The organism is Eximiradius sp. (assembly GCA_937127445.1).
In the GTDB taxonomy this organism is placed as follows: domain Bacteria; phylum Bacteroidota; class Ignavibacteria; order Kapaibacteriales; family UBA2268; genus JAKIZO01.
In genome coordinates, this window is the sequence record CAKZLY010000026.1 from 1 (window position 1) to 23388 (window position 23388).

17 protein-coding genes are annotated in these 23388 nt (G+C 35.2%); 7 read left to right on the plus strand and 10 right to left on the minus strand.

Features of this window, described 5'->3' with window-relative positions:
* The 6 genes from AC6QZF_RS07990 to AC6QZF_RS08015 form a co-directional block, all read left to right on the plus strand.
* On the plus strand, window positions 1-295 hold a 295-nt coding region (locus AC6QZF_RS07990), incomplete at its 5' end, for a hypothetical protein (RefSeq protein ID WP_499799355.1).
* A 19-nt stretch (window positions 296-314) separates the two neighbouring features.
* Window positions 315-998, plus strand: coding sequence for a flagellar hook assembly protein FlgD (locus AC6QZF_RS07995; protein WP_499799356.1), 684 nt, complete (start codon window positions 315-317; stop codon window positions 996-998).
* A 36-nt stretch (window positions 999-1034) separates the two neighbouring features.
* Window positions 1035-1418, plus strand: a complete 384-nt coding sequence (locus tag AC6QZF_RS08000; protein WP_499799357.1) for a TIGR02530 family flagellar biosynthesis protein — start codon at window positions 1035-1037, stop codon at window positions 1416-1418.
* A 110-nt stretch (window positions 1419-1528) separates the two neighbouring features.
* The gene (locus tag AC6QZF_RS08005; protein WP_499799358.1) at window positions 1529-2848 is read left to right on the plus strand and encodes a flagellar hook protein FlgE; all 1320 of its coding nucleotides are present in this window, start codon (window positions 1529-1531) and stop codon (window positions 2846-2848) included.
* A 130-nt stretch (window positions 2849-2978) separates the two neighbouring features.
* Window positions 2979-3335: an NADH-quinone oxidoreductase subunit A gene (locus AC6QZF_RS08010; RefSeq protein ID WP_499799359.1), complete on the plus strand. Its 357-nt coding sequence runs from the start codon at window positions 2979-2981 to the stop codon at window positions 3333-3335.
* Complete coding sequence (locus tag AC6QZF_RS08015; protein WP_499799360.1) at window positions 3326-3889, plus strand: NADH-quinone oxidoreductase subunit B; 564 nt, start codon at window positions 3326-3328, stop codon at window positions 3887-3889. Before AC6QZF_RS08010 ends, AC6QZF_RS08015 begins: the two co-directional genes overlap by 10 nt.
* A gap of 78 nt (window positions 3890-3967) precedes the next feature.
* On the opposite strand, the gene AC6QZF_RS08020 is transcribed toward AC6QZF_RS08015, so the two are convergent.
* The 5 genes from AC6QZF_RS08020 to AC6QZF_RS08040 all read right to left on the minus strand — a co-directional run bounded on the left by AC6QZF_RS08020 (window position 3968) and on the right by AC6QZF_RS08040 (window position 15021).
* The gene (locus AC6QZF_RS08020; protein WP_499799361.1) at window positions 3968-5284 is read right to left on the minus strand and encodes a TldD/PmbA family protein; all 1317 of its coding nucleotides are present in this window, start codon (window positions 5282-5284) and stop codon (window positions 3968-3970) included.
* Complete coding sequence (locus AC6QZF_RS08025; protein ID WP_499799362.1) at window positions 5284-6810, minus strand: TldD/PmbA family protein; 1527 nt, start codon at window positions 6808-6810, stop codon at window positions 5284-5286. The genes AC6QZF_RS08020 and AC6QZF_RS08025 overlap by 1 nt, the downstream gene beginning before the upstream one ends.
* Window positions 6811-6865: 55 nt before the next feature.
* Complete coding sequence (locus AC6QZF_RS08030) at window positions 6866-7804, minus strand: UDP-glucuronic acid decarboxylase family protein (RefSeq protein ID WP_499799363.1); 939 nt, start codon at window positions 7802-7804, stop codon at window positions 6866-6868.
* A 15-nt stretch (window positions 7805-7819) separates the two neighbouring features.
* On the minus strand, window positions 7820-9343 hold the full coding sequence (locus AC6QZF_RS08035) for an AbgT family transporter (protein ID WP_499799364.1): 1524 nt from the start codon (window positions 9341-9343) through the stop codon (window positions 7820-7822).
* A gap of 113 nt (window positions 9344-9456) precedes the next feature.
* Entirely contained in the window at window positions 9457-15021 is a 5565-nt protein-coding gene (locus AC6QZF_RS08040) for a T9SS type A sorting domain-containing protein (RefSeq protein WP_499799365.1), read from the minus strand.
* A 302-nt stretch (window positions 15022-15323) separates the two neighbouring features.
* On the opposite strand from AC6QZF_RS08040, the gene AC6QZF_RS08045 reads away from it, so the two are divergent.
* Window positions 15324-17453, plus strand: coding sequence for an elongation factor G (locus tag AC6QZF_RS08045; protein ID WP_499799366.1), 2130 nt, complete (start codon window positions 15324-15326; stop codon window positions 17451-17453).
* A gap of 158 nt (window positions 17454-17611) precedes the next feature.
* On the opposite strand, the gene bamJ is transcribed toward AC6QZF_RS08045, so the two are convergent.
* The 5 genes from bamJ to AC6QZF_RS08070 all read right to left on the minus strand — a co-directional run bounded on the left by bamJ (window position 17612) and on the right by AC6QZF_RS08070 (window position 23367).
* Window positions 17612-18337, minus strand: coding sequence for a BamJ family beta-barrel-assembly machinery protein (gene bamJ, locus AC6QZF_RS08050; protein WP_499799367.1), 726 nt, complete (start codon window positions 18335-18337; stop codon window positions 17612-17614).
* Between the two features lie 170 nt (window positions 18338-18507).
* Entirely contained in the window at window positions 18508-18750 is a 243-nt protein-coding gene (locus AC6QZF_RS08055; protein ID WP_499799368.1) for a thioredoxin family protein, read from the minus strand.
* A gap of 15 nt (window positions 18751-18765) precedes the next feature.
* Window positions 18766-20064: a permease gene (locus AC6QZF_RS08060; RefSeq protein WP_499799369.1), complete on the minus strand. Its 1299-nt coding sequence runs from the start codon at window positions 20062-20064 to the stop codon at window positions 18766-18768.
* A complete protein-coding gene (locus AC6QZF_RS08065; RefSeq protein ID WP_499799370.1) occupies window positions 20064-20429 on the minus strand; it encodes an ArsR/SmtB family transcription factor in 366 nt (121 codons plus the stop codon). Before AC6QZF_RS08065 ends, AC6QZF_RS08060 begins: the two co-directional genes overlap by 1 nt.
* A 163-nt stretch (window positions 20430-20592) precedes the next feature.
* Complete coding sequence (locus AC6QZF_RS08070; RefSeq protein WP_499799371.1) at window positions 20593-23367, minus strand: choice-of-anchor D domain-containing protein; 2775 nt, start codon at window positions 23365-23367, stop codon at window positions 20593-20595.
* Between the last annotated feature and the right edge of the window lie 21 nt (window positions 23368-23388).

Consider the following 23388-nt stretch of genomic DNA (forward strand, 5'->3'; position numbering starts at 1 on the left):
AATCAAAATTAAAGCACGCTCGAAGGAAGCAGTTGAAGCAATTGAAAAACAAATAAATGTACTGAAAGAAAAACTATCGGAAAACGGTATAACAACAGGTAAAATAGATATATCGAATGAAAACCAGGAAGAAACTGATTTAGCAAACAACAACGAACAGCAAAAAAACAAAAAAGATGAAAGAGAATTTTTAAATTCTTTTATAAGAACTGAAAACTATAATGAAATAATTCAGGATGAAGCTAACGATAGTTTTCGATTATGGATGCAAAAGTTAATCGAAAAGTACGTATAGCACAAAACAGGAGGTTTCAATGGCAGAACCAATTAATTCCGTAACAAACACGGAATCGTCAACTCAGAAACTGAGTTCAAAAAAAAGTATTGTGAGTAAGGATGACTTCCTAAAGTTGCTGACATTTCAGATGAAAAATCAGAATCCGATGAAACCTTACGACAATCAAGAATTTGCAGCTCAGTTAGCACAATTTTCTCAACTTGAACAGCTTATAGACATACGCTCAATGATTGAAGAAACGGCTAATTTGAACAAAACACTTGCCGAAACGATTACAAACTCGGCTCTTCCAGGTATGCTTGGCAAAACTGCAAGAGCACTGACTAACGAATTTACTTACGACGGAGAAAGCAAAGTCAATTTAGGCTTCGGAGTATCAACGAATGCGAAATCAGGAACTTTAATTGTACGAGATGCAAACGGCACAATTGTGAAAAAAATATCATTAAATCCTAACGAGCTAACAACTGGAAATCATAAGTACATTTTTGACGGAACGGATAATAGCGGAAATGCAATCCCATCTGGGAAATACACTTACGAAGTGCAATTATCGAGCGATGGTACTGCAACATTTTCGGCAGATACATTCATCGAAGGAAAAATTGATGCTGTAAGATTTAAAGGGGATTCAACCGTATTAGTAATCGCTGGAAGCGAAGTATCGCTCGGAAAGGTACTCGACATTACTGCAAGCTAATTTAAATGTTCTTTGAAATAATAATGGAGTTTTGCTATGGCAGAACTTGAGGGAGTGAAACTTCCATTTGTCCCAATAGGAGGTATAGATACACTCCGCAGTCCTGCGGCAAAACCTACTGTAAAGCAGAAGCCCTTATTTGAGGAATTACTAGAAAATGAAATAAGTAATCTAAAATTCTCAGGGCATGCAAAATCTCGGTTGATTAGCAAAAACATCGACATAACAGCTAATGAAATTGTAAGGTTAGAAAACGCAGTAGATAAAGCCGCATCTAAAGGTGCAAGGGATTCCCTGATAATGCTCGATGACAAAGCATTTATAGTAAGCATTCAGAATAGAACTGTTGTTACTATGATGCAAAAGGAACAAATGGAAAATAATGTAATAACAAACATTGATTCAGCAGTTTTTGCTTAAACTAAGGGGTTGGACCAAGCTTCGCAGCAAGGAGACCCCCAGCGATTTTCGAATGACTGAGAAAATCGCAGAATTTTATGGAATAATATAATAACCAAGGAGGGTTTTTTATGGGTCTTTCTCGTTCATTGGCAATTGGCGCAAGTTCGTTGCGTGCGAACCAACAAAGAATGGATGTAATATCTAATAATCTTGCAAATTCAAATACTATTGGATATAAATCCAATCGTGCCAATTTTAGTGATCAGTTTTATCAGGTGTACACTCAAGGTACAGCTCCAAATGTTCAAGGAACAAAAGGAAGTGGCGGAATAAATCCTTACCAATTTGGAAATGGAGTTCGATTATCAAGTATAACTCAAAATATGTCTCAAGGAGTTATAGAATCTTCTGAAAGAGCGCTCGATATGGCAATACAAGGAGAAGGCTTTTTTATTTATAATATGAATGGAAGGGAGCTTTATTCAAGAGCTGGTAACATTTCGCAAGATAGAGACGGAAACTTAATCGACACAGCCACTGGTGCTTTCCTACAAGGGTATAATATTGATAAGACATCGAATGGTGTTATTATCAAAAATGCTGATGGAACAAATCGTTTAAGCGCAACAAAGAATAATTTGAATATTCCTCCAGATATTACATCACCCCCGCGCCAAACTCAAAATATTAATTTTTTTGGTAACTTAAATGCAGGAATGGCAGTGGGCGATACTCGTAGTACAAGTATTAACATTTATGATAATATTGGTGGAGTACATAACTTAACATTTACTTTTACCAAAACTGCTAATGCAAATGAATATTCACTAACTGCTACAATAGACGGGCAAGCTGTCAATACAAATGCAACGAATATTCGGTTCAATGCCGATGGTACTCTTAATACTCCAAGAAATGTTCAAATTAACTACGCGGATTTAAATACAGCAATAGGTAATAATGTATTTGCTACAACTCCTGCATCATTAACCGTTCAACTTGCCGACCCGAACAATTTAATGAGTGGGTTAACGCAATTTGCAGGAGCCAATACTGCATCTTTCAAAACACAAGATGGATACACATCGGGCGACTTGTTGACATTATCAATAGGACGCGAAGGTAAGATATGGGGTTCATTTACTAATGGCAAAACTGAGCTACTTGGGCAAGTTCTGTTAGCAAGATTTACCAACCAAGAAGGACTTGTTCGTACAGGCGATAATTTTTATTCAGTTTCACCGAATAGTGGAGAACCTTTAATTGGTACTGCAAACGAAATATTTACTTCTACATCAATAATTGGGAATTCATTAGAGCAATCAAATGTTGATATGACGGTCGAATTCACTCGTTTGATTACAACTCAAAGAGCATTTGAATCTGCATCGAGAACTATAACTGTTAGTGATACACTGTTGGCTGAGATAAATCAGCTGAAACGCTAATTCCTGAAAAGGATAACTCCCTCCCAATCAACGGGCTGTTCGCTGAACAGCCTTTTTTATTTAAAAATATTAATAATTTTGATACGTTAAATGTTAAATATTATGTTTTTTGAATATTTTGGAAAGAGTTATGCCTATTGAATATATACCGCTGATACTGATGATTGTATTTGGCTTTATTGTTGCTTTGGCATTTATGTTACTTTCAGAATGGCTTGGAGCAAGACGAACAACTTACGGGAAAGGAACAACTTACGAAAGTGGTATGTTACCTTATGGAACTGCAAGAGAACGTTTTTCGGCGAAATTTTATATGGTAGCAGTGAGTTTCATCGTATTTGATGTAGAAGTCGTGTTTATGTACCCTTGGGCTGTCCAATTGAGTGAATTAGGTTTTGGAGCTTTCATTGCGATGATGATTTTTATTGTAGTTCTACTCGCAGGTTATTTTTATGAACTCAAAAAAGGAGGCTTCGAATGGGATTAGAAAATATATTGGGTCGCGACGGTTTTTTAACTACAACCGTTGGTGAAGTGATTAAGTGGGCGCAAAAAAATTCACTGTGGCCTATGCCATTGGGAATCTCTTGTTGTGCTATTGAGATGATGGCTTTTGCTTCTTCTCGCTTCGATGTTGCTCGATTTGGATCGGAAGTTTTTCGTATGACGCCGCGTCAATCCGACTTCCTTATTGTAGCTGGAACTGTTACTTACAAAATGGCGTGGGTTGTTCGAAAAATTTACGACCAAATGCCTGATCCAAAATGGGTAATGTCTATGGGTGTTTGCGCTTCAACTGGCGGAATGTTTCGTTCATATTCTGTTGTGCAAGGCATTGATCAATTTCTACCTGTTGATATTTATGTCTCAGGTTGTCCACCACGTCCAGAAGCAGTGATAAAAGGACTTATAGCATTACAAGATAAGTTAAAAAATAAGTATTCGCCTGATTTATTCAATTTTGGCAAGGACATTTCTCCAACTCCGCAACAAGCTCCATATCATTCTATTCATACTTTTAACCCATTAAGAAACAAATAAAAACGTATCAAAAATAAAAAAAGAGGCTGCGATTGCTCAACAAGCCTCTTTTTATTTATTGCGAATCATATTAAATAATTATTTACCGGAGATAGTCATTTCACTGATTAGTAAAGTCGGAGCGGAGAAAGAAGAACGCGGGTCTGGGTCGTTACCAACCATTGCAATATTTTTGAGAATTGTCCCCAAATTGCCGGAAATTGTAACTTCATTTACGGGATAAGTTAATTGACCATTTTCTATCCAAATACCATAAGCGCCTTTGGATAAGTCACCAGAAGTTGGGACAGTACCCTGACCAATTGTAGAACAGAGCAACAAGCCTTTATTCACCGAATGAATTATTTCTTGTTGTGATTTATTTCCAGGTAACAGCATTAAATTTGTTGGACCTGGACCATTCGGCTTCATTCCTAATTTTTTAGCAGAATAATTATCTAAAAAGTATGACTTTAATACACCTTTTTCAATGATAGTTTTCTTACGAGCAGGAACGCCATCACGGTCGAATGGAACACTTGCTCTGCCACCAGGAATAAGTGGATCGTCAACAAGAGTAATTATATCGCTGGAAACTGTTTCACCGATTTTCCCAGCAAGAAAGCTTCGTTTCATATAAATATTCGAACCTGATAAACATTCAACAAGGAAGCCAAGAAGCATTTGAGCCGACATTTCAGGTTCCAAGACAACAGGTACGTTTTGTGTATGAATTTTTCTTGCGCCTATCATTCTTGTTGTTCGATCAACTGCTTTTTTCGCAATTACATCAATGGACAAAAGCCCTTTAAATGAACGAGCAGAATCATAATAACCATCTTCGTATAAATTATCCCCTTCACCTGCTTGAAGCCCAACTCCTATATAGCAACTTGAACTTTTGTATGAATTAGAAAAACCTTTACTATTAGCAAGGTAAGTGGTTCCATACGAATTACTAAAACCGGCTCCGGTAGAACGAGTAATTTTCTTATTAGCGACGCAAATTTTTTCTAATTCAATTGCAAGCTTAGTTTTTTCGTTTGGAGATACTTTTTCTGCTGAATCATTATATAATTTCAAACTATCGATATTGAAATCAATTTTTTCCAACTCTGGGAGAGCTGAAAATTCATCTTTTGATAGGAATTTTGCTTTTTTGATAGAATTTTCGATTAATTCATCAATAGTTTTCGAGGATAAATCAGAAGTTGATGCAGTAGAAACTTTATTATCGACAATGATTTTCAAGGAAAGTGAAGTAGAACCCGCAGAAATCAGCTGTTCGACTTCTCCTTCACGAACGTCAACAGAGAAGCGAACTCCATCATAGATACTACATTGTGCTTCTGTTGCACCTTTTTTAATAGATTTTTCAACTATTTGCTCAGCAAGTTTTTTATAATCAGTTTTCATTATGCTACTCCTCCTACAGTCATTCTGTTAATTCTTAATGTTGGTGTTCCACAAGTGACAGGAACAGATTGCCCATCTTTTCCGCAAGTGCCGAGGAAAAATCCCATATCGTTTCCGACCATATCAATTTCCCTTAAAATATCAATATTTGTTCCAATTAACGTTGCATTTTTTACAGGATAAGTAAGGCGACCATTTTCAATCATATAACCTAAATTAACAGAGAAAGTAAATTTACCAGTACCAGATACCATACCACCCTGATAAGTTACTGCATAAAAGCCTTTTTTAACACTTTGAATTATCTCTTCAGGTGAAGAATCTCCTTTGGCAAGAACGGTATTGTTCATTCTTGGGATTGGAGGGTGCATATAAGATTGGCGACGACCGTGACCGTTTTCTTTGTGTTTTAAGATTTTTGCTGAAAGTTTATCGTTTAAGAAACCGACTAATTTACCTTTTTCAATTAACATCACGTTATTGCATTCAACACCTTCATCATCGATGTTAAGAGTACCGCGAAGATCTCTGATTGTAGCATCATCATAAATTGTAACAATTGGGTTAGCGACCAATTGCCCCAATTTATCCCACATTATTGAAGTTTTTTTCCAAGCACCATCTGCTTCGAGCGGATGTCCAACGGCTTCGTGAATCATAACGCCAGATTCGTCTTTACTAAGAACAACTTGCATTTCACCGGGAGGCGCATCTTTTGCTTTCAGTAGAATTACGGCTTCTTCTGCTGCCTGGTAACCAATTTGTTCTGGGGTAATGATTTTTTCATAGAAATCAAGTCCGACACGACCACCTGCATTTCCACGACCTGTATTTCTTGTGTTACCGTCTTCTGCTGTTGCACTTACCACCAAGCGAACCTGCGGACGAACATCGGAAACGATCAATCCTTCACTATTTACAATCAATATATACTGCATTTCATCAGCAATTGATGAAGTAACACGTGCGATTTTAGAATCATAAGCTTTAGCAGAATGATAGCTACGACGAATTAAATCAATTTTGGGTTCTAATGAAGCAAGACTAACGGGTTGTTGCATTGAATAAAATTGATTTGGGATTTTCTTTTCGTTTAGATTAGCAACTTTGTTACTATTTGGTGCATCAGCTATTGCAGCAGCGGCAATAAAAGCTTCTTTGATTTTATCAAAACTAAGATCGCTTGTGTAGCCATAGCCAAATTTACTTCCTTTAATAACGCGAGTCCCTACACCAAGCATAATGTTTTCAGAAGCAGATTTTACGATATCTTCTTCGTAAGTAATGTTGTTAGAAATACGATATTCAAAATACATTTCAGCGAATTCGCCACCTTTGGATAAACCGATTTCGAGCAATTTTTTAAGTTGCTCTTTTGTAAAACCAAAGTAATTAGCAAGAAGGGTGTCCCCCACTGCTTTTGTAGGATTAGCAAGTAGTTCATTTAACCATAAATTAGATGTCATAACAACTCCTAAACCAATCCCACAATGCTTTAAAAAATCTCTTCTTGGATAATCCTGCATAATCATTCAATTTATGTTAAACATATGTTTATATACGTATGAATTAAGAATAATGTTACATTTTAAGTCGCTTTTTGAAGTCTTCAATAGTTGTAATTAAACCTTCGCGGCGAGAAACTTTTGGTTCCCAACCAAGTATGGAACGTGCTTTTTCAATATCAGGTTGCCTTACTTTGGGATCGTCTTCGGGTAAATCTTTAAAAACAATTTCGCTTTTTGAACCAGTAAGATCAATAATTTCTTTTGCTAAATCAAGAATAGTAATTTCGTCAGGATTACCAATATTAACAGGTTCGTTTTCGCTGGAAAGCAAAAGTTTGTAAATTCCATCAATCAAATCGGAGACATAACAAACTGAACGGGTTTGCAATCCATCACCAAATACAGTAATAGGCTCATTATTTAAAGCCTGAGAAATAAAAGCAGGGATAGCCCTACCATCGCAAATTCTCATTCTTGGACCGAAAGTATTGAAAATTCTGACAATACGAGTATCCAGATTGTGATAGCGATGATAAGCCATAGTCATAGCTTCGGCAAAACGTTTAGCTTCATCGTAGACACCGCGAATACCGATAGGATTGACGTTGCCCCAATAATTTTCGCTTTGCGGATGAATAAGTGGATCTCCATAAACTTCGCTTGTACTTGCCAAAAGGAAAGTAGCTTTCTTAGCCAATGCAAGCCCAAGTGTTTTATGTGTTCCGAGCGAACCAACTTTTAGTGTTTGAATTGGTAATTTTAAATAATCAAGTGGCGAGGCAGGCGAAGCAAAATGCAGAACAAAATCAACTTTCCCTTCAACATAAATATAATTTGTAACATCGTGGTGAATAAACTGAAATCTACTATTGCCGAATAAATGGGCAATATTATCAGGTGAACCAGTAATAAAGTTATCCATGCAGATAACTTCGAAACCTTCTGAAATAAACTTATCACACAAATGCGAACCTAAGAAACCTGCTCCACCAGTAATTAGCACTCTATTCATTTTATACCTTCATATTTATAGATATAGAGGACCTCCTGGCCCGAGTGGCAGACCAAGCAACATCCATACAATTAATAATAATGTCCAAAATATAGTTAGAAAGAAAGTGTACGGAAGCATAGTTGAAATAATTGTGCCCATACCATAGTTTTCGTCGTACTTTTGTGCAAAAGCAACGATTAAAGCGAAATAACTCATCATCGGAGTAATTAAGTTAGTAACAGAATCACCAATACGAAAAGCAGCTTGAGTAAGAGCGGGATGGTATCCCAAAAACATAAACATTGGAACAAAAACTGGAGCCATTATTGCCCATTTTGCAGATGCACTACCCATAAATAGATTAATAAATGCAGAAAGTAGCACAAAGGCAATAATTAACGGGATACCAGTAAGTCCAACGTGAGATAGAAAATCTGCACCAGAAATAGCAAATATTAGTCCAACATTACTATATCTAAAAAAATATACAAATTGTGCTGCAAAAAAAACAAGAACAATATAAGAAGCCAAAGTACTCATCGATTTTGTAATGTGCTTCATAAAATCTTTGTCGTTTTTGATTGTGCCGACTGTCAATCCATAAACAAAACCTGGGATTAAAAATAATATCAAGATACCTATAATAATACCATCAAAAAATGGAGAATGAAGTATATCTCCTGTTTTAGGATTTCTAAGAATTCCCCATTCAGGAAATACCATCACCAGAATAAGAAAAATCACTAAAACAAAAGCAATTAAAGAGGCAACAAGTCCTCTTTTTTCAATTGGTGTAATATCTTCAATAGGAATTTTTTCAGCATTACCTTTATACTTACCAAGTCTTGGCTCGACAATCTTTTCGGTAACAAAAGTACCAACAATAACAACAACGAAGCAAGAAAAGAACATAAAATATAAATTTACTGCAGCATTTACATATATGCTTTTGTCAACAATTTGAGCAGCTGATTGAGAAAGTCCAGATAGTATTGGATCAACGGAACCAATCAAAAGATTTGCCCCAAAACCACCACTTACTCCGCAAAAGGCTGCTGCAAGGCCAGCCATTGGATGGCGTCCTAATGTATGAAAAATTAAAGCACCGAGCGGAATTAAAATCACATAACCAGCTTCTGAAGCCAAATGTGAAAGAATCCCTGTAAATATTATAGATGCAGTAATAATCTTCTTGGGAGTATGAATAACTAGTGCTTTAATCAAAGTATTAAACAAACCAGCTCCTTCGGCTACTCCAACTCCGACCATAACGGCAAGAACGTACCCAAGAGGAGGGAAATTCACAAAATTATATACTATATTTGTCCAAATCCAACGAAAACCATCAGCACTAATTAGATTATTAACTGTAATTATCGAACCATCAGATGGATGAGCTGCCTGCCAATTAAATAAATCGCCGATAAAAGAAATAATAGCAACTGTTAGAGCAAGCAGACCGAAAATTGTAGCAGGATGTGGTAATTTATTACCAACAATTTCAATAATATCAAGTGATTTGTTAAATACTTGTGCAAAATTAAATTTGAATTTCATTATTCCAGTATATTATTTATACAAAATTGTAAGATATAAAACTAATTCTGAATAACCAAAAAAAATGGCTGTCTTTATAGAAAAGGCAGCCATTTCAATAAATTCAATAATTGTTATTTGACAACTGTAAAGTTCTTAACTACAACAGTATTATTTACGTTAAGCACAAGTTTATATGAGCCACTTACAAGCGATTTCGTGTCAAATTTGATTACATTCAATCCAGAATTATAAACATTATCGGTAACAATATTGATTAATTTTCCTGTGGCATCATAAATTTCAATTAATACTTTTGCATCTTGCAATAAACTGAATTCTATCGAAGCTTCATTTGTTGCTGGATTTGGAGAAACCTCGTTAATTGTGAATAAATCATTGCCTGTGAGAGTTACGATTTTTTCATCGCTATATTTGAATTCACCATTCATATCAATCATTTTGAGACGATATGCATAGGTAGCACCAAATTCAACATTTCTATCAGAAACTGAGTATTCTTTGAGTGTGCTGCTGTTGCCATACGCACGAACTTCATCAATTTTTACGAATGCACTCTTTACATTATTTGAAACTATGGCTCGTTCAATATCGAAACGAGAGGAATTTTGTTCACTAGCAGTTGTCCAGAGAAGTTCAACACGTTTGCCAACAGGATTAGCATCAAATGAAAGTAATTCAATAGGAATAATATAGCCTTCGTTATCAGTCAAGAAGTCAGTAGCAGCGCGAACGATAAATTCAGCATCTCCAAAGTGGCGCCAATCTAAACCGTAATAAAGTATGTTCTTGCTTAAAGTAGTAGTAGCAATACCGATAATTTTTTGAGATTGGGCAACATTAGTTGGATGTTTAGCATAGTACGAAATGCGAGAAAATCCATCATTTACATAGAAAATATCGTGATAAACTGTTGCAGGTGGTAAATCGCTAACAGCAGGAGTAACATTATTGTTAACCCAACCAGTAGTGAGTACTTTGGTTTCCAAATCTCTTGCCATTGCAAGACCTACCAATCTTTGAGTAGGAAGTTCAGTTAGATTATATGGCAAGTTTGTGTTATTTCTTGTAGAGTAACGAGCTCTAAATTCACTGTTAATAAAAGGATAAATACCCTGGTTTTCACGAATAAATTCCTGACTAGCAACTATTACATTGCGTTTACTTCCGATTTGACCTAATGCTAAGAACTTTTGCCAGTCAAATGTTTGGAAACGAGTAAGTGGTTTATCATTACCATCTGACCAAACTAAAGTACGATACATTGAATAATTAACTGCTTTTGGCTCCCAAGCGTTACGTTCGAAAATGTCTATATCATAACGAGGAACTTCAAGAGTATAATCAGCAACAAATCCCATACGTTTGAAAGCAGTAACAAGCGAGTCATAATTCAATTTACCAGCAATTTGGTCGAGGTTTGTCATAGCTGGACGAGGAACTTTATTGCCATTTGCATCGAGCGTATCAATATCAATGTGGCTATTTTCAACAGAGAGCAGAATACTTAATGAAGAACGTTTTAAATAGAAACGGACATATTTAGTAAACACGTTGTTGGAGATAACCTCATCGGAAGCGTTATCTACCGAAAGCACCATTCTATATCTTGGAGTAACATTAGGCTGCATAGTTTTGAACTGAGGTGGTATAGTATATCCCAAACCACGTAAATCAGCATAAGTTTGAGGAATCCAATCATCTCCTAAACCGTTTTCGTCAGCAAGGAAGAAATCTGTTTCAATGTCGTCAGTTGAAGTAATAGTTACAGGGATAATTTTAGTTTTTTCAAGAACACCTACAAATTGAGTGCTATCATAAGCAGCAGGTGTTTCTCTATAAATTTGGATTTTCAGGTTTGCATTAGTTAGTTGGTTGTTGCCACTATTGCGAATTCTTGCTTTAACGGTAACAGGCGCTTCTGTCATCACATATTCCGCATCAGCAAAAGGTCCATAGTATTCTTTGTAAGAAGCAGGAGAAGTAATCAACATTACTTCCATATCATTATTATATAAGCGACCGTTGAATTCAATAGCACCAATATCATAACGCTGATTAGCAACACCACGAGGACGTCCGTCGATATCATCAACAACTTCTGGTAAGCGTTCGCCACGGTTGTTTAAAATAGAGCCGATAGGAGTTGGATTAGTTCTTATTCTTAATCTCGGAGGAATAGTGTTTTCTACTATCATATCTTCAAAGAAATCACCCAAAACTGATTGCAAATCCTGTCCAGTCCAATAATACCATTGTGAGATCTGCAAGAAATTATTTTTGTGTCCGTACTCCAGAACAGTACTTGAGTCAGTAATTTGAATAAATCTGTAAACAGGTGTCTGACCAGGCTTGCCAACCCAGAAAGCATTTCTGTTGAAGCTTGAACCAGCTTCATTTGGAAGCATTCCTTGATAAATAACAGCAGCAGCAAGTTGGTTATTGCCTAAACTGGAATCTAATACACCGATTGCATTGTTGTACATAAATGTATTGCGAGCATGTTGAATAGCAATACCTGCAACAACACCGGTATTAATAAAATCGTCATTGCTTACGACAACAGTATTATTCACAATTCTGTCATTCATTGTAAAATATCTATTAAGGAAAGGCTGATCGAAAGCAGAACCACGTTTAGTATAGTAACGAATACCATATTTATTAGTTGCTGCGTTTGAGCCATTAATACCCCAGATCAGATTGTTGATAGTAATAATATTTTCATCAGTATCAGGGAAGTTTTTAGTTTGGCCAGCAATATCAATCATTTCAAGACGAACTTGGAATACTCTAATTCCATAAGATTCATTTGAATGCACAACATTACTAATTTCGTTGCCACTAATGTAAATGCCCGTATTTGAATATTCTAAATAACCGGTTTTAACTTGATTCCCAAGCGAAATGCCAGCTGCAACACTTCCGCAGGTACCGGTAACATTATGAATTCGGTTACGTTCGACAATTGTATTCTTTTCAAATCCAAGGAAAATACCCATCGTTGATACGTCAGTGATAAGGTTACCACGGAAGATATTATTTCTATTATAATAATTAGTCATAAAACCATTTCTAAGAAGCATACCTATACCATTTGAAACAATACCATAAGCAAAGTTGCTAATTTCATTGTTCAAAATCTGTATATTATTAGTAGTAATTGTATCTAAATTATAATAATTGAATTGGTATTTTTGCTCCATTGGAGGTATAGAACGTAAAGTAATTGCAGCTGAGTACGAATAGACACCGGGATCAAATTCCTTATCAAATCTAAATTCTGTACCACTTAATATGTTGTTTGGCAATTGACAGGTAAAGCTTGGTGGTTGATTGAGCCCATCGGTTATTATGCAGTTCTTGACAGTAATGTTCATTGAGTTTTGTAAATAAAAGACTGTTCTTTGAGGAACACTTGTTTGAAGAGTAAACAGCAACGATTTATTATTACCACCATCAAAAACAATATAGCCATAGTTTTGTGCGTAAAGTCTCTTCATATGAGATTCAACAAGAATATTGATTGCAGCATTTTGATTAGTTGAATTATCGGCTTGCCCAAACTGGATACCGATTCCAGAATTTGTAATAAGATTAACACGAACACTTGCTCGGCTACCTGCTCTATTTGGTGCTGGTCTAAATGTAATTGTGCTGTTTGGGCCGACGCCATAAATACGAGTTCTCAAATCTAAGGCAGGTAATGTTGAATTTAAGGTTGTAGAACCAACGTTATAATTCTCATCGGTTAGCTCGAAAATAACATTACCTTCGACACCTTTTAGGTATAAATCATCAACCGCATCTTGTATTTTTATATAATTACGAGGATTACCAGCGTTCGTTTGACCAATTGTATATGTCCCAGATAATGCAGGCGCAACGATGAAAGTATCACAAATAATGTTATTTGAAGGTTCTGGATCGTTTGGGAAATCAACATAACCACATATCCTATAAGTACCCTTGGCAGGTGGAATAAATGATTTTAAATAGAAAGCATCTGTAAAATTGCCAGTAACACCAGCCGGAATATCTTGTACCACTAATGTATCTCGGTAGATAATATTATTTGGTGTTAAAACATTTGCAATCTCAATACGAGTTCTTATATAACTCATATCGCTCAGACCGTTATTCGTATATCTTACAATTGGTTTAACTGGACGACCTACATAATTATTGCTTCCTTTGTATGGAACTAACACTGTATCAGCTTCTGGCTCTTGATCGTAGACAACCCAGAATTTGTGAGTTTCGCCTGGTTGTGGATAAATATTATTGATCGGGCTTTCATCATTAGCATTTAGTAATACTGCCTGAACTTCAAGGAAGTAAAATCCGGCTTCCTGCGGAATAAAGTCTTTCAATTCATATTCAATTACAGTACCTTGAATTGGAGCAAGAGGCTGAGACATAGTTTGAGGGTAACGGCGGTGGAGCGAATCCTGCCATACTAACTGATTATCTTTTTTAACTCTAACATAAACTTTATACTCAGTAATTGGATTTGCTCCAACGTTTTTCACTTCAAATCTAATTGGCGTTTTTATAAAAGCTGGGAACTTCTTTTTCGTGTAGACACGTGGTTCCATCACCTCGGTTATTGCTAAATCGTTAGCAAGAGAAATATAAAAAGAGCTTGTATAGGTTTTAAGATAGTTTTGATCATATGGCGGCTGATATCTTAGAAATGCTTGGATTTCGTATTCACCGCCTACAACCGGGCGACTGAAAAGATCCAACCCACCAGTATTTCCAGTAATCGGGTTATTCGGATCAATAAGCGCTAAGTAGCCTTTTGCAGCGGAAAATCTATGCTGGAACTGATATGATGGAGCAGTTCCGTACAAATAAGTCGGAAGATTTATCAGTTCAGTAACCGTATCGGCACCGGATGGAACAGCTGTATATACAATATTGGTAGAAGGTTTTGGACCGCGTATTTTATATTGTACTCTGATTGGAGGGTCAGCTTGCTTTCTCTTTATAACTAATCCTGGCTTGTGTGGTGCACTATTGTAAATTGCATCAGTTGCTAAAACTGCATTCTGAGCAGGAAAGGCACTAATAATTGCTGGCCCCATCTCAATATTGAGTTGAATATTGGCACGCGGTGGACTAGTATCATAAGGAGGATCTGATGAACAAGTATTTGAATTACCGTCTGAATACCGTGCAAAACAAGTACCCGCTATTGATGTTGCCATTACAGTTGAGCTACTCGACCAAGAAGAATTATCAAAACACACTTTGACTAATAGATTCTTTGTCCCGTCATATTCAAATGAGTTTGAAAAATTAAAAGTATTCCAGCCAACAACAGGTGTATATAAACTAATTGAATATACTTGCGTCCATCCAGATGTGATTGGTGCATTTACTTGTGTCAATGTTGAATTTTGCATATAAATAGTAAGCCCATTCATAGCTGGTGAACCAACAGAGGCAACATTGAAAGCAATAGAAGTAATGGTTCCACTACCACCACCAGCAGCAGCTATTTCTGTAGATGTATAAAGCAAATAGGTAACAGCATCCTCGTAATAAGTGTAGAATGGAAACGATGAAGTTGTGGTTCCTGTCCCAATAGTTATCAAATCAGCTCTGGAAACGGAGGTCCCAAAAGATAACAAGAAAAACAATAATGAAATTTGTGTTAATAATTTTTTCATAACGACACCTCAGATTTATTATTTATAATACTTTTTTTTATTTGCTAATAATATATCTATTATACTAATATAAGAATAAACTAAAAAAAATCACACAAATATTTTAATTTCATCAATAAATATTAGATTATAATCAATATTGATATTTATTAAGCAAGGATAAAGAAAATTAGATTAAAATATATGAAATAAAATAATTGAGAATAAAAAATTTACTAAAAATTTTCAAAGATTTTATATAAATTATAATTTTGTGTAAATAGCAAAAATTAATTTTTAAAATTAATACAAGAGGTTTATTAATGAAAGTGTACGAATCCAAAAACATTAGGAATTTAGCATTTATTGGTCATGCAGGAACTGGAAAAACAATCTTTTCAGAGGCACTACTTTACAAGAGTGGTGCAATTAACCGTCGTGGCAGTGTAGAAGACAAAAATACTACTTCTGATTATCACGAATTGGAGCAGGAAAAGGGTAGTTCGGTTTTTAGTAGTGTAATGTATGCAGAATATAAAGATACAAAGATTAACTTTATAGATTGCCCTGGTTATGATGATTACATTGGCGAAATGATTGCACCGCTCGAAGCAGTTGATTGCGGTGTAATTTTCTTGAATGCCCAAAATGGGATTGAGGTTGGTGCTGAGCACGGCTGGACTTATACAAGCAAGATGAACAAGCCGGCAATAATAGTTGTCAATAAATTAGATGTTGATCAAGCAAATTGGGATAAAGTACTGGATGATGTTAAATCACAGTTCGGCAATCCTGTAAAAATTTTACAGTTCCCAGTAAAGACTGGGAATGCATTCAACCAAATAATCGATGTTTTGTCAATGAAAATGTACACTTTTGATGCCGAAGGTAATGCAAAAGAAGAAGATATCCCAGCCGGAGAAAAATCAAAAGCAGATGATCTACGTAATGAATTAATTGAATCAATTGCAGAAACAGACGAAGAGTTGATGAATAAATATTTCGAAGCTGGGGAATTATCAGAAGATGAGATCAAAACTGGACTGAGAAATGCAATTAAAACCCGCGGTATTTTCCCATTATTATGTACTTCCGGGAAAAATTTAACTGGAATAACAAGATTTTTAGATTTTGTTGTAGATTATATACCATCACCACTAGAACTACCCGTATATATTGAAAGTGGTTCAACAGAAGTTTCAACAGATGTAACAAAACCTTCTTCATTGTTTATTTTCAAAATGTTTTCAGATGCAAAAACAGGAGATATGACATTCTTCCGTGTTCACACGGGAAAAGTACGTTCCGGACTGGATATGATAAACAGCAACCGAGGACAAAGCGAACGAATAGGTCAAGTATATGCTGTATGTGGCAAGAAAAGAACTGAACTTGCAGAAATACCAGCCGGAGATATTGGCGCAACTGTAAAATTAAAAACTACTAATATCAACGATACATTAGCTGAAAAGAACTTTAATGTAGTATACAGAAAGGTAGAATATCCTAATCCAAAAGTTCGCACAGCAGTAGTACCGAAAACCAAAGGCGAAGAAGAAAAAGTTGGCATGGGATTAAATAACTTACACTCAGAAGACCCAACTGTTGTAATAGAACATTCTCAAGAACTTCGCCAAACGATTGTATATGCACAAGGCGAACTTCATCTTGGTGTGATTAAATGGCGTTTAGCAAACCGTTATAAGGTTGAAGCAGACTTTATCGAGCCACGTGTGCCATATCGTGAGACTATTCAAAAATCAGCTCGTGGTATGTATCGCCATAAGAAACAATCTGGTGGTGCAGGACAGTTTGCAGAAGTTCATATGTTAATTGAGCCGTGGGTAGAAAACATGCCGGATCCAGCTGGACTGACAGTTCGTGGGAAAGAATTGATTCAACTTGATTGGGGCGGGGTGCTTGAGTATGTAAACTGTATTGTTGGTGGCGTAATTGATGCACGCTTTATGCCAGCAATTCTTAAAGGTATTATGGAAAAAATGCAAGAAGGACCACTGACAGGCTCGTATGTGCGCGATATTCGAGTTTCTATCTACGATGGGAAAATGCACCCAGTTGATTCAAACGAAGCTGCATTCAAAACTGCAGGTATGATGGCATTTAAAGATACATTTGTTCAGGCTGCGCCAAAAATTTTAGAGCCTATTTATGAACTTGATATAAAAGTACCCGAAGAATTTATGGGCGATGTTATGAGTGATTTACCGTCGCGTCGTGGTTTGATACTTGGAATTGATAGTGAAGGTAAATACCAAAAAATTAAGGCACGTATGCCACTTGCAGAGCTTGACAAGTACGCGACTGCATTACGTTCGATGACACAAGCACGTGCTACTTATTCAGCTAAGTTTGTTGAATATCAAACTGTTCCACCGAATGTTCAGCAAGAATTAATTGAGGCTTACAAGAAAAGCCAACAAGAAGAAGCATAAAAATATTCTAAGTATGTTTATTAAAAAGGCTGTTTCAAAAATAACGAAGCAGCCTTTTTTGTACGCCTTTTGTGTATGTAAATTTATTTTCAGGCACTACTTATATAATAAAAGAGCGGTCCCCAAAAGGACTGCTCTTATCACTGATATCAAATAAATTACTGTTCAATGCCTAATAATTCAACTTCAAAAATTAGAACTTCATTAGGACCGATAACACCACCAGCACCATTTTCACCATAGCCAAGTTCAGGTGGGATGTAAAATTTGTATTTTGAGCCAACTGACATAAGTTGCAAACCTTCAGTCCAGCCTTTAATAACACCATTTAATGGGAATGTTACAGGCTCGCCTCTATCATAAGAACTATCAAATTTATTACCATTGATTAATGTGCCGGAATAATGAACTTTAACTTTATCAGTTTCTTTTGGCTTTGGTCCATTGCCTTCTTTTATCACTTCATATTGAAGTCCAGAAACAGTAATTTTTACATTAGGATTGGATTTATTTTTTTCTAAAAATTCTTTAGCCTTTTTAGTATTTTCAGCTGCTTGCTCTTTTTGCTTTTGCTCGTATTTTGCTTGCAATTTTGTGCTGAAAGACTGAAGTATAGCCATCACTTGTTCGTCATTTAATTGTTTATTATTGGAATATAAAGCATCATTCATTCCCATTTTAACTTTCTCCAAATCGAAATACAGCTCGTCTCTTTTTAAGTTATTTCCAATATTGATACCAATTGCATAAGCAACAGAATCCTCATAAGTTTTAAGTTCAATACCTACGGGTTGTGTGGAAAGTTTAGGTTTTGAGGGTTTGTTTTGGGCATTCAAAGTGCTCAATAACAAAAATGAAGCAATTATAAAAAACAAATAACGCATTTAGAAACTCCGGAAATAATATTAATACAATTAACAAATTTAATGATAAATATCAACTTTATAAAGAACTATTTTAAAAAGAGATGTATTATGATGATTTATTAGGGGGAAAAATATTAGTTGAAAAAACATAAAAATGAAAAAACAACCTTCTTTTTTCATAGTTGAGCCTATAAGTTACTCTCAATAAGTTTTTTACACTCATTAACATTTAGTAGATTACCATAAGCAACTACTTTTTCATTGATAACTAATCCGGGTGTAGCCATTATGCCATAAGAGATAATTTTATCGAGTTCGGTAATTTTTTCGATTTGAGCATCAATATTCATTTCGTTTACAGCTTGTTGAACATTTTCTTGCAAACGAACGCATTTAGCACATCCCGGTCCCAACACTTTGATAGAAAGCATAAGATATCTCCAAAATTAAAAAGATAAACCAAAAATATATCCTGTGATAGTGGACATTACAATGACTAAACTTACAAAAATTATTGTTTTCTTAGTTCCCATAATACTTTTAATTACAAGCATATTAGGTAAAGATAATGCAGGACCAGCTAACAAAAGTGCAAGTGCAGGACCTTTTCCCATACCACTCCCGAGTAAACCTTGAACAATTGGGACTTCTGTTAAAGTAGCCAAATACATAAAAGCACCAACAACTGATGAGAAGAAATTTGCTCCAAGTGAATTTCCACCGACAATGGATGAAATCCACTCCGAAGAGATAATTCCCTCGTTACCAGGACGTCCTAATGCAAAGCCAGCAATAAGAACACCCCCCAAGAGTAGTGGAGTAATTTGCTTGGTAAAATCCCAGGTTTGGTAGAGCCAATTTTGCATTTCGTCATTGCCTATTTTTGTAAGGTAGGTTAGTGCAATAATACCCGCTAAAAATGGAATTAGTGGGTTTCCATAAAAAATAACCGATAAAGCAATAATAGGAATGGCAACTGCAACAACTTTTTTAATCTTTACTTCAAACCAAACTACTAAGACAAAGGCAAAAATTGCAGAAAAAATAGATATTATCCACCATTTATTTTCAAATAAAAAATAAAAGAACCGTTCATTAGGGCTGGCTTTGCTCCAATTTACGAATACAAGAATTGCTATCATCAAACCAAAATATATAACATTTTGATATAATTTATGCTTTATTTCAGGTTGTGCAAGTTCTGCCTGTTGAATTGCTTTTTCCTCTTCCTCTTTGCGAAAAATAAGATGCATAATCAATCCAATAACAATGCTAAAGACAATTGCACCAATAGCACGAGCAATACCTAACTCAACTCCAATAACTTTCGCTGTTAATATTATTGCAAGAACATTTATCGCAGGACCTGAATATAAAAAAGTAGTAGCAGGACCTATGCCGGCACCCATTTTGTAAATCCCGGCAAATAATGGCAGAAGAGTGCAAGAACATACAGCTAATATGCTACCGGAAACAGATGCTACGCCATATGCAAGCACTTTATTAGCCTTTGTCCCTAAATATTTCATTACTGATTGTTGAGAAATAAAAACTCCTATAGCACCCGCAATGAAAAAAGCCGGGATAAGACAAAAAATCACGTGTTCGCGAGCATACCATTTCGCTAAATATAATGCTTCGAAAATAGCGTTATCAAAACGATGTTCTCCAATTGGAAGGAAATAAAAACTTAAAAAAACGAGTCCGAGAGTAAGTAGAATTTTACCTTCTTTTTTCCAATCCATTATTTACACCGTCTACTATTTGTTTCTAATTGGATTATATTATATCTATTTGCATTTTCAATTTGTGCAATATCCTTTAATAATTGAGGTTCATTTGAAAAATAATTGGAAATTAATTCTAAAACCGTAGAATTATATTCATCAATTTCATCATTGATTTTATAATTTATCCATTTACCTTCTTTTTCATCAATAATGAAACCAGCATTTTTTAAGATTGAAAGATGACTTGAAATTGTAGATGTATTTAATCCTAAAATAGAAGTGATTTCACAAACACATAAATGTTTTTGCTTAAGAAGCATTAATATTCTAATCCTATTAGACTCAGATACAGCTTTCAAAACATCAATTTTTTCCCTCATTTTTCACATTTTGATATTTTGACAATTATCAAAATGAAGATTAATTAAATTCTATCAAATAACCAAAGATTTATACATTAATATTGCACAAATAAATAAAAAAAAAAAGAAGCGGCATGCACAAAAGCAGCCGCTTCTTCACACAAAAGAAGTTGATAAAATGCTAACGTGCAATCACAATCGGTAGAGAGGTTCTCTTGCCGTTAATATCACAAATCAAATAATATGTTCCGTTAGGTAAAATTGAGCCATCGAATTTGAAATTATGCGAACCGGTCGCAATAGTACCATTAACAATAGATTCAATCTTTTTACCTGAAATATCAACTAAGAAAATTTGAGCATCAACAGGAATATTGTGATTTATTGCCAATGTTATGTTTGTAGAATTAGCAAACGGATTAGGTCCGACCTTGATTTCGAATAAATTGTTATTATTATCCACGACACTTGTTGGAATATTGCCAATACCGCTTAAAGGAATTTCATAATAAGGATTTTCAGGCGTGTTAGCAGTAAATCTTAAAAGTGCGTTGTAAATTTTGTTTGTTTTAGGAGCAAAGCGAATTGTCATAGTATATTTTCCAGCAGGAGGAATAGAAGAAGGCAATGGATTAGTTAAATTACTAATAATTTCAAAAGCATTATCTAAATTGTCATCAATTCTTAATTCAGTAATAACAAGATCTTGAATCCCTGTGTTCTTTATTTCAATTGAAATATCCGAGTATTTATCAGTATCAACAATACCAAAATTAGCGTTTGTAGCTGACAATTTTACTCTTGGACCAGTGGCTTCTGGCAATACGCCTGAACCTTTTAGCCCAACAGTGTAAGTTTTATAATTTTTATCATTATTGAAGAATACAAGTTCACTGAGTGTATAAACTTTTTCTTCCTTTGGAGCAAAACGAATGGTGTAGGTAGTCATACCTTCTGGTTCAACTGTTCGAGCTTCTGGATCTAAAATTGTAAATACACCATCGGGATCGTTTTGAACTTCAATTTTTGAAATTTTTAAATCAGCATCACCAAAATTATAAACTTCTATTTTAATATCCTTGTGTTCGCCAATTTTAACAACTTCAAAATCAATATTAGTTAAGTCGGTAACAATTTCAGGTTGCGGAGTTTTTTGTTCACCAACAAACCAACGGAAAGCATTAGAGAGCAATATTTTTTGAGGAGCAGTGCTTACTGCAACTTCAAGTGGGAAGCCAAAATACACAATTTTCGAACCATTTTGGTTTTCTAAACGAACACCAGCAACTCTGGAAATATCACTTGGATCTTGGTCATTGTTATAATAACAAACCATTTGAGCAGGACTTCCATTAGGAATCGTAAAGAAATCTGTATAAGGTGTAAACAGAACATTAGATCTATTAAATTCAGATGTAAAATCACGACCAACAGTATCTGTAGGCAATCCAATAACCCGAAATGGGTAGATGGTATTATTTTGAACCCAACCAAGAGTGCCAGCATATTGAATTTTTAGTGTACTAGTGAAAAAGTTGTTAATAGCTGTTTTCATTTCTTGAGGAAGTTGAGGATGTTGCGCAGCGAGACCACTTGCATCAGAGAAAACAATTACGTTCTTTCCCTTATTAAGCATATTATTAATAGCATTTATCATATCTGGATAAAGGAAAGCGATTGAACCATAAGGAGTTGTAGTAGAAAAAATTGCTACATCAAAATCTTCAGGTTTAAAAACAGATGTAATTTCTGATGTAAAAGGAAGCAATGCTGTTTTATCACCATAATTTGTAGGTGCAAGCACCATCTTGAAAATAGGTGGCCCATACATACTCATCACAGAATTGAAGATTGCGTATTTAACACCTTCTGATAGCAAATACACGCTGCTAAAAGCACTTTTAGGCAAGTTATACTCTTCCAGAGGAATTGCTCCAAGAGTAATAACACCCAAAGCATTCTCAACCCCAGTTGTAATGGTAGCTTTGACCTCAGTTGTGCCACCAGCAGGAATAGTTTCTTCCGCCTTATCTATAGCGACATTCCAATCATCAGGAATAGAGCTCATATCAGGAACAATAACGAAAGCCGTTTTAACAGGGAAATTATTTGTATTTTTTACCTGGAAAATTTTAGTATATTCTTGCATTTCTGCTACTTTGCTTGCTGGATTAGCAACTGCAATTTGCAAGGTAAAAGAAGGTTTGTTTTCAATATTAGTTAAATCTGGAATAGGCGTCGAAGCTGCTTGGTAAACTTCTTTATTGCTATCATCTTGAATCCAAACAACTACAAAAATCATATTAGGATGCCATTCTGGGTGCAAATTATAAGAAAGATTAAATGATTTAGTTTCGTCTTTGTTAATTTTAAAAGAAGTGCCTTGTGGGTTTGGGAGCATGTTACGATTTATAAAATAAAAATGTTTTTCCCCGTTGGTACCTGCGTTATCGTAATAGTGATAAGCTTCTACAACAGCAACTCTTAGATATAAATCATTCAAGTATTTTCTTGAAGAATGAACCGAGATCGCTAAGTTGCTTGTAATACCTGTTTTAGAACTTTGAATATTAATTGTAAATGGAGAATTTTGAGCTGATATTGAATTTACAATATTAGAAAAATTCCCAGGGATAGGCGAACTTTTATACTTATTACCTGAAATTACAAGAGTTGGAACACCCTGCAAAGAATAATAGCTTGCATAAGTTTGGGCAGCTTCTCCATAATGGTCTTCCATTATGTCTTGCATAAAATTACCGTGAAACGAAATTGGTATTACCTTATCTAAATTTGATTTTACATAATTATAGTAATCAGGAGCAAGTTGGGCGCAAGGTCCGCAGCTTGCACTTGTAAAATGCTGGAAGAGGACTTTACGAGGAGAATCTGCATTTGCAGATGTAAATAGACCAAACAATCCTAATAGGATTGCAAAAGTAAATAATCTTTTCATAGGAAATTTCTCCTTAAAATT